This window comes from Pedobacter sp. GR22-6 (genome assembly GCF_037402555.1).
Taxonomy (GTDB): domain Bacteria; phylum Bacteroidota; class Bacteroidia; order Sphingobacteriales; family Sphingobacteriaceae; genus Pedobacter.
In genome coordinates this window covers 302,526-316,932 of sequence record NZ_JBBEUC010000003.1, presented here as the reverse complement: position 1 = coordinate 316,932, position 14,407 = coordinate 302,526, and the positions used below count along the sequence as shown (strand labels likewise).

Here is a 14,407-nt window from a genome sequence, read left to right as displayed (position 1 = left end):
CGTATTTTTAGTAGGTACTACCATAAGTACTTTCATTTACTGTGGGAGACATGTACATCACATCACGTACAATGCCTTTGCCTTCTAAAGTAATTGCCGGTGTCGTTTCTAAGCTCCCGGAAGACTTATTAAACATGCGAACTTTGTAATTTGCTCCGGACTTAGTCCCGATCATTACATAATTGTATGCGTAGCCGGTCTCGGTATATTTCTTATGGCGAATAAAAGTCAATTCTTCTCCCGCTGGGATCGTAAATTGTAGTATTTCAGATTTACTACTCAGGTTTCGGCTCCAAATCTGGTTGCCCACTGAAAAATAAATGATATTTTCATCACCATTCAACAACGTATAATTTGTGGCATTATAGATCTTATCAGTTGTCTTCAGCGTATCATTCGTTATTTTAATTTTTGTGGTTACGCAAGCAAGCTCAGACAGGATTTTCAACGCAGGATTTGTCTTATCCTGAAACACAGCGAATCCAACGGTATTATAGGCATATGTTGGCGCAGGAATGTAGGTCGCAGATTTAAACCCAAGGAACAATACCGTTTTATTGTTATTTTTTGCGGACATGGTGGTCCCTGTCTCATCATTTATTGCTGTCATTACAGGCCCATAGCCCATCGACATGGAGAGGAATGAACTGCTGGTTTCATCAAAAAAGTAGGGATCACTATATGAACTTCCAATAAAGTATTTAGACAGATGATAAGGGGTATTTAGATCGTCCTTCATTTTTCTGGCACCAAAACGTCCATCGTTGGAAGACATGTTATAAATCGCATGGCATTGACCATCGTTTATGACGTAATAAGCTTGTGAACCATAAAAAGCATAGTCGGGAGATTTCACCGCCGGCGGCTCAAAAAACAGCGTATTGAAGGTCCTTATCGGTTTGAGGGTATTGATATTCATTGCTGAGATATCCTTATCTGTTACCAAAACCAAAGTTTTTGTATTCCCTAAGGTACCCGTAACAATAGATTTATAACTGCTAAAGAAGTTCATGATTTTTGCTTTACCGTCTATTTTATTCCCATTTACAAAACTGTAAACATTCTCACGGACGCTGGAAGGTACCAATGAGGTTGGGGTAAGGAATAAATCGAGGTCAGTTTGAACGCCGTCGTCTTTAGCCACATACCAGCCTCTTGTGAATTCTGTAACGATATTTATGCCTGATGTAAAATATTGAGCATACCTGGTATTTTTATTGGTCACCCTCAACACCAGAACCCAACCTTTTGCGGGCTGCTTAACTGCGTAGTCGAGTTTTTTTGTCTTTGCAAGTGTGTCCAATACAGGAGCATATCCCTGTACATTCGTTTCATAAATACCCCATAAGTATTCCAGTTGCGCATCTGGATCAGTAGTAGATACAACGGGGTCAATGACAAGGCGGTCTTTTTCTGATATGACTGTATAGTTTGGTTCAAGTCCGGTGATGCTTATGTTTTCTTTTGGTGCATAATCATAATTGCTCTTATCCTTTGCACAGGAAGCTAAAAGTAAAACCATTCCTGAGAATAGCATGATATATAAATTTTTCATTGTTTCTGCTTTAGGGTTAAGGAAGTATTACCAGTTCACCATTTTCATCCTTGAGTGGATTACCCGGATGGGCATTATTATAATCGATCAAAGCTGCCTTTACTACTGCGATGTAATATTGCAATAAGGATAGATCAGCATATACCGCTTCAATGAAGGTTTGATCCCATTTGTCTCCGGTAGTATTGATCATAAACTGATGCTTGACCACACTATATTTTCCAAAATAATACTGTGTAAATGATGCATTCCAGGCAGCAGGCTGGCTTAACCTATCTGTGAATTCAACTTTTCTCCACAGGTTATTGATTTCGCCTACCTGAAAATTGGCATCAGCCACTACTTTGAATTTTAATTTAGGGGTTGTGGTTTTCAGACTCGCATCCCTTAATAATATTACCGGAACCTTCGTGTGAACGGTGTTGGCTTTAATCACATAAAATTTGCTCACCCGAGGATCAGTAAATGGCACGTAATGCGTCCCGGAAGTAGCGTTCAGCGCATTCGGCAGTTGCTCTTGCGCCAGTGTGAATGTTCTGTCGATTTTAGATATCCCACCAATTGCATAGATGTCAAAAAACACGGTGTCTTCTTTTACAGTGGCGTCTTCATAATAAAAAGTGTAAGGTTTCAGTGTATCTGCCAAATTATAAGATGTCTGATAGATACGTGCCGGATCAGGTCCAAACTGCAGTCTTGCGACATCATTATATAAATAATATTGGTCTTTTTTACATGATGCTACAGCAAAGACAGCCATAACGATCACTAAATACTTTAATGTTTTCATCTCTCTTATGGATTATTAAATGGCTTCTGTTTTTGGCAGGGGAACGAGATAATTAATTGTTGCAGCAGAAGGGGCAAAAAGAAAACTTGCTTTTGCAATATTTGATCTTTTATAAGCGAAAAAACCCTGTCCTTCTGCATAAAATTCTTTCCTGTACTCTTTGATAATCTCCGTTTTCAATGCTGCTGCATTGGCAGGGAGAACCAACTGTCCAATGTTTCTGGCTGTTCTAAAACTTTTGAAGTAATTTAATCCTTCGGTAAAAGGAGCTGTTTCAGCAGCGATCAAATACATTTCACTCAGTCTGAGCATTGGGATCTGCTTGAAATCCGTAGATGCGGTGACCAGTTTACTATCAATAGCCTGGTACTTCTTAATCACGTACACTTTACTGGCATTTGCCAACGTAACCAATTCCCATAGCCCGCTTTCACGAATATCTGTTCCGGTTGTTCCATAAAGTTGAGCTGTAATGGTAGTAGCTGCCGATCCTTTTTTCAATACACCAGTACTGTATCTGCTGGTATACTTATTAAACATGTCAAAATCATACAACCCAAAGACATGTTCGCTTGATAAAACAAAATCTTTGATTGTTAAGTCTGCAGAAGTACCAAATCGAAATTTAGTTGTTCCATTTTCATTCTTTGCCTCAATTACCAATTTTGCAGCTTCATAAGCCTTGTCTGTCATATTGAACCATAAATATGCCCTGGCTTGTAAAGCTTTAATTGCGTAATAATTCATCCTGAGATAACGATAAGCGAAATAGGTATCCGTAGGATTAAAACCTGAAGAGATACCTGGAGCCCTGAGTTGGGCCAGCGTATATTTAGTAATTGGATCGATGTCTTTTACTAAAGCTTCCGCATCAGTAAGATCTTTAAGCAATAGCGTCTGAAATTCATCAAAGGGAATCCTCGCATTTGGACTGGTAGATAAAACCCTTACATAAGGAAGTGTATTTCCATTGGAAGGATCAGATGGTATGGGGCCGAAAAGACGCAAGATATCCAAATGGCAATAGGCACGTATGGATAATGCCTCTGACTTAACCAGTTCATATAAGCCCGGTGTTGAAAAGACATCTTTTTTCGAATCAATTTGCCCCAGTATTGCATTAACACTGGAGATGATTTTATACTGTTGCGCGTAAATTGCTTCAAAAGAAGATTGTACACCAGCATCCGTATAGTTAAAAAGGCCCAGCCGTTGGTCTGTAGCATTACTGGTTACATCCCAGCTAGAGCTGAGTTGCTCAATAGTTGTCTGTGTTAAAGCCCCGCCATAAGAGCTATTGTCTTTCATTTGGATATAAACCCCGGTCAGTGCATCCTTAAATCCGCCCTCTGTGCTGAAAAGTACATCCTGGGGCATTTGTGTCTTAGGAACAATTGTAAGGTATTTCTTGCAGGAAATGGTTGACATTATACCAAACAATGTCAATACGATTAAACTGATTTTTTTCATCTCTCTATATATTTAGAAGGTTCCGTTGATGCTAAAAGAAATTTGCCTGGAGAAAGGATAAGTAGTTCCTCTCTCTCTTCTTATAGTGGACAGGTACATGGGTTCCGCTACATTGGCAGTGAAGCTCAATGCTTCCAGCCTTAATTTCTGAAGGATATTTTTTGACCTCAGGTCGTACTGAAAATTGATGTTGTTACAAATCAATGTGTTTTCGTCCTGAACAAAACGAGAAGTCTTATAAGTTGGTGAGGTGACCAATAAGCCTTTGAAAGCTGCGATATCTCCTGGTTGCTGCCAACGGCTATCATACACCCGTGAATCCACATTGTATTTATAACTTGTCAGCTCTACTTTATCCACAAGGGTCCGGTTGTATTGCTGCCCACCCGCAGTATACCTGAACGAGGCATTAATCGCAAAGTCCTTGTAACGCACCATCGTACTAAAATTACCAAATACCTTAGGATCTGTGGAGCCTACTGCCACAATATCGCTTGCTTTCCAGGTATAGGTAGGTAAGCCGTCTTTACCTAAATAAAGTTCTTTTCCTGTACTTGGGTCTATACCCAAAGAAGGTACCACCCAGATGTCGTTACTCGAATAACCTTCCATGTATAAAATACCGGGATCAGATGTTCCATTGAGTGTCACCGCCTGAGCGTCCTTTAATGCTTTGGATGTTTCCAAAACTTTGTTCCTATTGTGTAGTAATGCTGCGGACACACTCCATACCACGCTTTTTGGATCGTTTAATAGAAAACCGGTTGCCTTCAGTTCATAGCCCTTATTTCTCATGCGGCCGATGTTCTCGATGTAACTGGAGAACCCATTGGAAGCTGGCAAATTTACTGAAGAAACGAGGTCATTGGTCGTTTGTATGTAATAATCTGCTGTTACTTTCAATCGCCTGTTCAAGAACTCCGCGTCGATACCAACGTTATATTTCATCGCCTGCTGCCATTGCAGATCCTCGTTGCCCAGGCCCATCAGGTAAGAACCCATCCAGCTAAAATAGCGCTGATCCGTATAGTACTGATAGGTAGACAACGCCTGGTAGGCACTAAAATTCTGAGAACCGGTGATACCTGCCGAACCGCGAAGCTTCAGGCGGTTGACAATTTCATTGTCGGCAAGAAAATTCTCACTGTGTAAATTCCAACCTATACCTGTAGACCAGAATGGTGCAAATCTTTTGTTGGCTCCAAATTGTGAAGATCCGTCGACACGAAGTGAAGCATCGACAAAGTAACGATTGGCATAAATGTAATTTACGTTACTGGTGAAACCGATTGACCTGCTTAAATTTTCAGAACCGGTTGGCTTCCCGTCTTTTGCATATTGCAAAGCCATTGACACGAAGTCAAAATTTGCATTCGGAAAACCTTCCGCCAAAAAGTTATATCGTGAGTTTTTATTTTGACGGACGTTCAGGTCCATCCCTGCAGTGATGATGTGGTCACTTGCAATTGTTTTGGAGTACTGAAGGTTTAAAGAAGCATCATATTGAAAGTTATTGGCAATGCCATAATTGTAGCTGCCTTTTCTAAATACATCATCGACCCCATAGTTGGCGAAGGCGGTATGATCAGCAGGTAAAAATTTATCATATTGTACAGTACCCTTTGTCAGCCCAATCTGCCCCCTCAAAATCAGATCTCTTACGATATCCCACTCTACAGAAGTATTGTTGATGATCTCTGAAGTTGATGACTTATCAAAGGTATTCAGCGTAGCGTTATATAAAGGGTTTGTAGGAAGCGGGTTCCAGTAATTGCTATAATCTGTATTACCGGGATCACCGACCAGCTTAAGCACCTTACCTTTGTCATCATATGCCCTCCAATAGGGATTCATCCTGCTGTAATCACTAAATGTACCATAGGGTGATTCCGCAGACTTGCCCTGCGAAACCTGAAGGTTATTTCTGAATCTTACATTTTTGTAAGTATAAGCCAATGTGATATTTCCATTGAAGGTATTACGGCCAGATTCTTTCATTACCCCCTGAATATTGTTTACCTGAGCTGAGGCAGAATACCGAAAAGCCTGGTCCCCACCTTCCAGGCGCAGGTTGTGTCTTTGACCTATACCGTTCCTCAATGGCAATGCCATCCAGTCCGTTTCTACTCCCCGGTTTACCTCATCTAACAAAAAGTTATAATACCTTTTCAAAGGAAGATCTGTTTCCGCTCTTGCACTGTTGTAATACCCTGCCTTCCATTCCAGATCAAGCTTTTCTCTTGCCTTCAAAAGGCTGTAATCGGTCAAATCAGGAGCTTCAATATTGACGTCTGAGCGGAAGTTTAAGCGGAGTTTACCTGCCTTTGGAGCTTTAGTAGTGATCACAACCACTCCATTGGAGCCTCTCGAACCATAAATTGCGGTCGCAGCCGCATCTTTAAGTATCGTGATCGACTCTACCTCATTTTCGTTCATATCGTACAATTTCTGCAATGTGGAGGTAAAGCCATCTAAAATAATCAGCGGTGTATTTAAACCCACACGCGTTTCATCTTGTAATTCCCCAACATTAGGGATACTCGAATTCCCTCGTATTTGAATTTCAGGCAAACGGTTTGGATTGGAACCAAAAGCATTGCTTTCGATGATGTTAAAAGAAGGGTCTATATTGCGTAAAGAGGTAATTAAATTTCTATTTCCAAATTGGGCCAGTTCTTTAGCGGTTACCGTAGTAGAAGCCCCGGTGAAACTCTTATCTGCTTTCTTGAAGATACCTGTACTGATCACCACTTCATTCATTTGATTTTCCTCCAGCACCATGTTCACTGTAATGCTGTTTTGCCCTGCCCTCAGCTTTACTTCCTGCGTTTTATAGCCTACATAGGAAATTACCAGAACATCTGTCTCGGTATTCACCACGATCCTGAACGTACCATCGGAACTGCTGGCTATCGCCCTTCCATCAGAGCCTTTAATCCTGATCGATGCTCCGGGAATGGGCTTACCTGTCTCGTCAAGGACCTTACCATTGATCAGGATAGGGGCTTTTTCGAGCGTTCCAGGGAAAGTTGGGATACTTTGGATCACAATTGTGTTCTGCTCAATCCTGTACCTCAGTGGTTGGTCTTTGAAGCAGATGTCCAATACCTCTTTTACGGAGGCATCATTCACGTTCAACGTCACCGGATTGGCCCGGGCGAGCATCGCCGCATTGTAAAAGAAATCGTAGCCGGTTTGCTTTCTTATTTTTTGTATGATTTGTTCGAGTGGAGCGCCTTTTTCCTTGAGCGTAATCTGAGCATAGCCGGTTGCGCTAACCTGCAGAATTACAGTCATCAATATGATTAAGGTCAGTTTCAATTTCAATAATATCTTGGCATAGGCACTGCCTGTTAAGCAGCGCTTAAATGTCATGTAAAAATTCATACATTTGTTTTGTTTGGGTTTAGGAACCAATGTTTAGTAAGTTGATTTATTTGAACAGCCTGCCCGAACAATTACTCTATGAGTAAATCACAATTCAGGGGCGTCGCAACCGCTCCTGGATTTTTTTTGTTCCGGATTACTGTCTGGGTAAGTAGAGGTTATGGCATCACAGTAATCCTCCTTCCTTCAAACTTAAAGTGAACGCTTTCGGTTAAATCCATGATCTTAAGGGCCTGTTTGATACTACGATGTCTGGGCATTGTCCCTGAAAACTCCATATCTTCCAGTTCAGGCGGACAAACCACCTCTACATCATACCATCTGGCAATTTGCCTCATGATACTGCCCAGCTTTTCGTTGTTAAAAACAAACTTATTTTCTTTCCAGGCGATAATGTCGTCGGTATTGACTTCCGTTTTCCTCAACCTGCCCTTATAAGCAATCCCTTGCTCTCCCGGGTTCAATAAAGTATAGGCAGCACCGTCACTAAGCCTTACCTTGCCCTCCACCAGTGTGGTGCGCGTATCATTTTCGTCATCATAGGCGTTGATATTGAAATGTGTGCCCAATACCTCTACCACCTGGCTTCCTGTAGCCACTCTAAATGGCATTTCCGCCTGGTGTGCTACTTCGAAATAGCCTTCTCCAGTCAGTTCTACCTTACGTTCTCCACCGGTAAAGGCAGTAGGATATTTTAATGAGGATGCCGCATTCAGCCAGACTTTAGTTCCATCTGGCAGATTGATCTGGTAAAAGCCCCCCCGGGGGGTGCTGATGGTATTGTAGCCGATCAGTTGTTTTTCGGCACCCGCAGCTTTATTCACCGTATAGATCAATTGCCCATCTTTCGCTTTTGTAACGACAATTCCTGACTGGTTCGCCAATTGCCCATTTGCAGCATCGTTTAAGGATATTTTAGTACCATCTGCGAGGGTTAGCACTGCCTTATTTCCACCGGGCACGATTTTGACCACCTGATGGGTTCTCCTAACAGGTAGCTGCTCTTGTTCATTCCGAAAAAAGAACAGCCCCACTGTGATCAGTATCACGATAGAAGCTACAGCTGACATGACCGGCCAAAGGCTAACTGATTTTTTAATCTGGTGGACCGGCAGTGAGGCCCATACTTTCTGTCGCGCTTCTTCCAGCATTTCAGCGCTCAGATCGGTCTTTTCTTCTTTATATTGTAAATACCAGCTTTCTAAAAGCGCAAGTTCGTTTTCCGTACAAGTCCCCTGCTGGTATTTAATTAACAATTGTTTTGCGTCTATATCTTTCATTCTTGGTAGCTTCTTTCCAGATTATGGAAATACAGGCATTCTCAGCCCTCAATTATTCCCCCTTTTAAAGTATAGACGGCATAGGGGGTAGGCATGGGGTAGAAAAAAATGAAAAAAAATAAAACAATTAATTACAAACCTACAAATAGCATCAAACCGAGCTTTACACGCAGGATTTTCAATGCATTATTCACTTGTTTTCTTACGGTTTGTTCTGATAAGTTCAATTGCTCGGCGATTTGCTTGTGGCTGAGCTGGTGTTTTCTGCTCAGTTCGAAGACTTCGCGCATTTTCGGGGGTAAATCTGCGATTCCCTGTTCGATCAGTTCCTGCATTTGCCGTTCCCTCACCCGATGATCGGTGATGCAATGCCCTTCGTCCAAAAAGCCCTGTAGGGAACTGACATATTTTGATTCTACCTCCTGATGGGAAATGACATCCAGGATCTTATTGCGGACGGCAGTAGCGAGGTAGGCAGACAAGCTGCTCCTGACATGAAAATCTTTTCTTTTGTTCCAGAGTTGGGCAAAGAGCTCATGGATCACATCCTGCGCTTCATCCCTATCTTGCAAGCGCTTGTAGGCGTGCAGGTAAAGGGCGTCGAAATGGCGGTTGTAAATTACAGTAAAAGCGGAGGCATCATCCTTTCTCAGCAAGTCTGTCAGTTCGAAATCTGAAAGTGAACTATAAGCCAACATTGCCCCCAACAATTTAAATTGAACCTTTGAATATTTTCTTTTTGAAGCTGGGTCAAATCAATAACCCAATGATACTCAAAGGTAATATTAAATGGAGAAATAACCAAGTAGCCTGATCCCTGGTATTAGTTAGGGCCGGAAGAAAGTATAGGAAATAACTAAAATACTGGCGATCAACAAGGCATACTTCAAAGGCTTTTGCGGGGTCACAATACCAATGACCAAAAGACAACATCCGATTACTAAATTCATAGGCTTATAATTAAGTTTTTCCCGACGCTCAACCAGGAGCGCCGGGAAAAATAAATGTATTCAATACTAAAAAGTATCTTTATTAAAACTAGGAGTTTACATAGTAGCCAAGCAATGCGCCTGCACCCAAAATAGGGGACACAATAAATAAACCTCCAATGATTAGTGCTGATTTTGGCGACATTTTACCACCTTCGATCTCCATCAATTCTGAGTGATCCAGTACTTCTAAGTTTAATGTTTCTGTATTCATGGTCTTAATTTTTTTTGATTAATGATTAATGTCTACGATCAGCTTCTGCCAGGTCTTTTCCGATGGAGTAACCAAACTGGAAGAGTGCCAATCCCAAAGCTGCAGCACCAAGGGCAACTGATACCGGATCGATAACACCACCATCCAGTTCACGCATTTCTCTTGAATCCAGCTCCTGGATACCAAGCACTTTCATTTCTAAAGTTTCCATATCAAATTATTTTTAAGAGTTTACATAATAGCCAAGCAAAGCTCCGGCGCCCAAAATAGGAGAAACCACAAATAAGCCTCCGATAATTAATGCAGATTTAGGTGACATCTTACCACCATCAATGCTCATCAAATCAGCATTGTCTAATACTTCTAAGTTTAATGATTCTGTGTTCATGTGCTTAATTTTTTAAAGTTTAGTGATTTCTACGATCAGCTTCGGCCAGATCTTTTCCAATTGAGTAACCAAATGCGAATACAGCCAGTGCCAGACCAGCAGCTTCAATCCAGATTCCTCCTTCGAGTTCCTGCATTTCCCTTGCATCCAGCTCCTGAATGCCAAGTGTTTTCATTTCTAAAGTTTCCATAGGTATGATTATTTGTTAATTGTAAGCAGTTTTAGAACGTACTGTTAGGCTTAAGGATTTTATCAAAGGGATTCGGGATACATCCGTTTGGACTGTTGATCCCATAATCACCAGATCCACCCTGTGCATCATAAGGGTCTCTTACTCCTCCTTCAAGACTGACCAGCTCTTCCTGGCTCAGGTCATTGTAAATAAATTGATTTTCCATAGTTAGGTTGTTTTTAATTTCTATATCAAATTTATTTTAACCCAATGCTCAAAAAAAGCATTCCAATTTTTATTGGATTTTTTTTAACAAAAAACTTTAAAAAAATTATTGATGCCCAATAGGTTTTGGATATTGGTAAATATGGAGCCTCCCTGTCCCACATAAGCACCTGCATTGTAAGCTTTGGCATCAAGCTCAGTAAGGGGATGCATGTTGACCTGAATGAAGATCCGATAGTCGGTTTCATAATAATAGGTTTGAAGCATCCTATCATACTGGATCGGTGCCCCGGAAGTCCTCAGGTATTCTATAATCCTTGCTAACCTCGATACGGACAAATTCAGCCTTCTCGCTAAACATTCTGGATTACCTGTACGCTTTTGTGAGACCAGTTTATCTAATAAATTTAGTCTGTCGATTTGCTTAAAAAGTTGCATAATGTTATAGTTATAGGGTTTACAATCTTTGTTCGATATAAAATCTGATCATTTTGGATACGAAAAGGCCATTATATTTGGCCTGTAACATTTCGCTTTCCGCGGTCAGGTAATTGCTCCGCGAGACATTGAGGTCGTAAATAGAACTCTTGCCTGCATCGAAACTTTTGGAAGTGAAGCTCAGTGCAGTCCGGGCGCTGTTGAGTACATCCTGAGCTGCATTAAACTGATCCATATAGGCCTGGTAGTCGAAATACATTTTCTCAATTTCCTGTTTAATCGTGGCCTGCCGCTGCAGGACATCAATGGCGTTTTGTTTAAGGGCCAGGTTATTTTTTGCGATCTGGTTTTTGACCCGGCCTTTATTGAAAATAGGAATGGATACCGTGACAGCAACCTGCTGTGCGAAATTGTTCTTCATCTGATCAAAAAACAGCATGTCCCCGCTTGATACCAGACTATTGAAATAGAGGCTTCCCACCAGGGCACTTCCTTTGACCGTTGGGTACAGGCCTGCCCTGATGATCTTGTGATCGAGTTCTGCTGCCTGCCTGAGCAGCGACAAACGTTTCATTTCCGGATGTGTAGCAGTGGTTTTGTCGACCGCTTCAGTCAAGGTCTGGGACAGCGCCGAAAGTTCACTGCTTTCCTCTGCCACATCGAAAGCACGGGAATTTTCTATTTGCAACAACTGTGCTAAACTGATCCTTGCCCTTTCGATGTCTTGTTTTGCTTTCTGAAGTTTTTGCTTTTCCCTCGCCAGATTGGCCTGTGCTTCATACTGCACCGTAAGTGCCGTAGTCCCTGCCTGTGTTGTCTTTACTGCCTTTTCATATTGCAGGTTTGCATAGAAAGCAGAACTGTCTACCGCCCGGGCAATCTCTTTATTCAACTGGATAGACAGATACCCCTCGATCACTTTCATGGCAATGTTTCTTTTGATGGAAGCCAGTTCTTCTTCACTGACCTCAACCAGGAGATCTGCCCGCTTCACTTCATTCTGCAGTTTACTATGGTTATAGATCAATACATCTGAACTGAAACCGGCTTCAGCATTTAAATTGTCGTTCCTTCTCGTGGTACCAAAAACATCCTGTGCCTGACCAAATTTGGAATACATGTTCATATAGGAATTGAGATCAGGCAGGCGCTCATTTCTCGCCATTTTAAGTTCCACAACTTTAACCCCATTGTTCACTTTGCTGCTCATGACTTCCAGATTGTTCTCATAAGCATACTCAATGCAGCGTGATAATGACCATTTTTCCTGGGCAGAGGCCGTAAGTGACATGACCAAAAGTAATGCTGGCAGACAAACACAAATTCTAAACCTCATCTATACCTCCAATGCTAGTGTTTGTTTTTCCCACATGCTCCTGTACACGGAATCTTTTGCTAATAATTCCTGATGGTTGCCTTGCTCAACCACCTTACCCTCCTTGAGCACTAAGATCTGGTCGGCATTTGCAATGGTGCTCAAGCGGTGCGCGATGACGATCATAGTCTTACCCGCCAACTTAAAATCCGACAGCGTTTTTTGGATGATCTGTTCAGACTCGGTGTCCAGGGAAGAGGTTGCTTCGTCGAGGATCAGGATCTCAGGATTCTTATACAATGCCCTGGCAATCGCGATGCGCTGCTTCTGTCCACCTGAAAGCATCGCCCCGTTTTCACCCAGGTAGGTCTGAAATCCGCTGGGTAGTTTTTCTATGAACGGTAAAATACCAAGGCTTTTGGTGACGTCTAGGATCCGCTGCACATCCGGGAAATCTTCACCGAGCGCAATGTTGTCAATGACATTTCCCGAAAACAAATCTATTTGCTGGGGAACTACAGAAACGATCTGGCGGAGCGAATGATTGGAGATGTAATTCAGATCGTATTGTCCGATCAGGATTTTACCTTTTTTTAGGGGGTAAAGGTTTTGCATCAATGCGGCAATGGTGGTTTTCCCCGAGCCGCTCTCCCCTACAATTGCGGTAGTCTCCCCTCTTTTAAAGGCACAACTAAAATCATTAAAGACATCGACCCTTGAACCATAACTGAAAGACACGTTACTGAAAGTAATGTCGCCCACGTTAGCGGCAAGCAGGTCGAGTTTGTCGGTGAGCTCCTCCCGCTCTAGATCCATGATCTCAAACAAACGGTCAGAGGCAATGATCGCATTCTGAATGGTCTTGTTCATCCCGATCAACTCGGTTACAGGACTGGTGAAGTACCCGATCAGGGCATAAAAAGAAAGCAGTTCTCCAGGTGTAATAATCCTTTCAATAACGTATTTTGATCCCACCCACAACAGGATGATGGTAAAGACACGCGAAAGAAACTCGGCTGCACTGCCAGAGAACAAACTGTTCATGACCGATTTATATACTGTTTTCAGGAGCGTACTAAAGCGGTTGTCTGTTTTATTATTGGCGAAGGTTTCTATACCAAACTGCTTGATGGTCTTCACGGAATTTAGGGATTCTACCAGGTGGGATTCCAGTTCGGCTCCATCCTCCATGAGCTTTCTTTCTACTTTCCTATTGAGTCTGTTTACAATCCAGTATACCCCGAAATAAAAGGGAATGACCAATGCCAGTACCAGGGCCAGTTTCCAGTAGTAACTGAACATGAGGGCAAAAGAAAAGATCACGATAAAGATATTGACCACGATCTGGATGGAGACGTCATTGATGAAGGTCCTGATCTTTACAGCATCATTGACCCTGGAAATGATCTCTCCGACCTTCATCGTATCGAAAAACCTTTGAGGGAGCGTAAGTATGTGTTTGTAATAGCCCAGGATCAGGTATTTATCTATGCGCTGTCCTGTCTCCAAAACCAGGATGCTTTTCATGGCTCCGATAAAAATCTGGAACAGCAGGATCAGGATCATCCCGATAGAGAGCAGGTTGAGCAGGCGGAGATTGCCATCGATCAATACATAATCGGTAATTTTTTCTATATACAGGGAAGTAGACAAGCCTAGAACAGTATAGATCACCGCACCCACTACTGCTTGTAAAACCACTGATTTATGAGGCTGCACCAGATTCCAAAAACGGCCATAGACTCCGACTTTTTCATTCCTTTGTTCGAAGTACTCATTTGGCTCCAGTAGGATCATGACCCCAGTCCAGATTTTGCCAAATTCTTCCAGGCTGTATTTCTCCATCTTCCCGCGGGCAGGGTCCATGACGTGGACATGCGTTTTGTCTACTTTGTAAATCACGATGTAATGGTGCAACTGCTGCATCACGACAACATGTGCAATGGCCGGCAGGGGAATCTGGGCCAATGCATCCAGACCACCTTTTACCCCTTTGGCATTAAATCCCATTTCATTGAGGCCTTGGATCATTCCCAGTACATTCGTGCCTCTGGTATCTGTATGGCAGATTTGCCGTATCCTGGCGATAGGCAGGTTCAGCCCATAATGCGCCGCGACAGACGACAGGCAGGCTGCACCACAATCTTGAATGTCGTGCTGTTTAATTAAAGTTCCGTTTTTCAT

15 protein-coding genes are annotated in these 14,407 nt (G+C 42.3%); all 15 read right to left on the bottom strand.

All coding sequences use genetic code 11. The features are described 5' to 3' along the window. Positions 1 to 7: 7 nt before the first annotated feature. A complete protein-coding gene (locus tag WAE59_RS15200; RefSeq protein WP_337856835.1) occupies positions 8 to 1,555 on the bottom strand; it encodes a PKD-like family lipoprotein in 1,548 nt (515 codons plus the stop codon). Between the two features lie 16 nt (positions 1,556 to 1,571). Further along, positions 1,572 to 2,345, bottom strand: a complete 774-nt coding sequence (locus WAE59_RS15195; protein WP_337856834.1) for a DUF4843 domain-containing protein — start codon at positions 2,343 to 2,345, stop codon at positions 1,572 to 1,574. Positions 2,346 to 2,360: 15 nt separating this feature from the next. Further along, complete coding sequence (locus WAE59_RS15190) at positions 2,361 to 3,815, bottom strand: RagB/SusD family nutrient uptake outer membrane protein (RefSeq protein WP_337856833.1); 1,455 nt, start codon at positions 3,813 to 3,815, stop codon at positions 2,361 to 2,363. A 12-nt stretch (positions 3,816 to 3,827) separates the two neighbouring features. Next, the gene (locus WAE59_RS15185) at positions 3,828 to 7,202 is read right to left on the bottom strand and encodes a SusC/RagA family TonB-linked outer membrane protein (protein WP_337856832.1); all 3,375 of its coding nucleotides are present in this window, start codon (positions 7,200 to 7,202) and stop codon (positions 3,828 to 3,830) included. Positions 7,203 to 7,360: 158 nt separating this feature from the next. Further along, positions 7,361 to 8,482: a FecR family protein gene (locus WAE59_RS15180; RefSeq protein ID WP_337856831.1), complete on the bottom strand. Its 1,122-nt coding sequence runs from the start codon at positions 8,480 to 8,482 to the stop codon at positions 7,361 to 7,363. A 131-nt stretch (positions 8,483 to 8,613) separates the two neighbouring features. Further along, complete coding sequence (locus WAE59_RS15175; RefSeq protein WP_337856830.1) at positions 8,614 to 9,180, bottom strand: RNA polymerase sigma factor; 567 nt, start codon at positions 9,178 to 9,180, stop codon at positions 8,614 to 8,616. Between the two features lie 129 nt (positions 9,181 to 9,309). Continuing rightward, positions 9,310 to 9,432 carry a hypothetical protein gene (locus WAE59_RS15170; protein WP_337856829.1) on the bottom strand — a complete coding sequence of 41 codons (123 nt, stop codon included), beginning with the start codon at positions 9,430 to 9,432 and terminating at the stop codon, positions 9,310 to 9,312. 88 nt (positions 9,433 to 9,520) lie between these two features. Then, positions 9,521 to 9,685 carry a hypothetical protein gene (locus WAE59_RS15165; RefSeq protein ID WP_337856828.1) on the bottom strand — a complete coding sequence of 55 codons (165 nt, stop codon included), beginning with the start codon at positions 9,683 to 9,685 and terminating at the stop codon, positions 9,521 to 9,523. A gap of 25 nt (positions 9,686 to 9,710) precedes the next feature. Further along, positions 9,711 to 9,896 (bottom strand): hypothetical protein, encoded by a 186-nt coding sequence (locus WAE59_RS15160; protein WP_337856827.1) that lies wholly within the window; start codon positions 9,894 to 9,896, stop codon positions 9,711 to 9,713. Between the two features lie 12 nt (positions 9,897 to 9,908). Further along, entirely contained in the window at positions 9,909 to 10,073 is a 165-nt protein-coding gene (locus WAE59_RS15155) for a hypothetical protein (protein WP_337856826.1), read from the bottom strand. 19 nt (positions 10,074 to 10,092) lie between these two features. Further along, on the bottom strand, positions 10,093 to 10,263 hold the full coding sequence (locus tag WAE59_RS15150) for a hypothetical protein (protein WP_337856825.1): 171 nt from the start codon (positions 10,261 to 10,263) through the stop codon (positions 10,093 to 10,095). Between the two features lie 31 nt (positions 10,264 to 10,294). Then, positions 10,295 to 10,471 carry a hypothetical protein gene (locus WAE59_RS15145; protein ID WP_337856824.1) on the bottom strand — a complete coding sequence of 59 codons (177 nt, stop codon included), beginning with the start codon at positions 10,469 to 10,471 and terminating at the stop codon, positions 10,295 to 10,297. An 83-nt stretch (positions 10,472 to 10,554) separates the two neighbouring features. Beyond that, a complete protein-coding gene (locus WAE59_RS15140; protein WP_337856823.1) occupies positions 10,555 to 10,908 on the bottom strand; it encodes a hypothetical protein in 354 nt (117 codons plus the stop codon). Between the two features lie 19 nt (positions 10,909 to 10,927). Continuing rightward, positions 10,928 to 12,199 (bottom strand): TolC family protein, encoded by a 1,272-nt coding sequence (locus WAE59_RS15135; protein ID WP_337856822.1) that lies wholly within the window; start codon positions 12,197 to 12,199, stop codon positions 10,928 to 10,930. 45 nt (positions 12,200 to 12,244) lie between these two features. After that, positions 12,245 to 14,407, bottom strand: a complete 2,163-nt coding sequence (locus tag WAE59_RS15130; RefSeq protein ID WP_337856821.1) for a peptidase domain-containing ABC transporter — start codon at positions 14,405 to 14,407, stop codon at positions 12,245 to 12,247.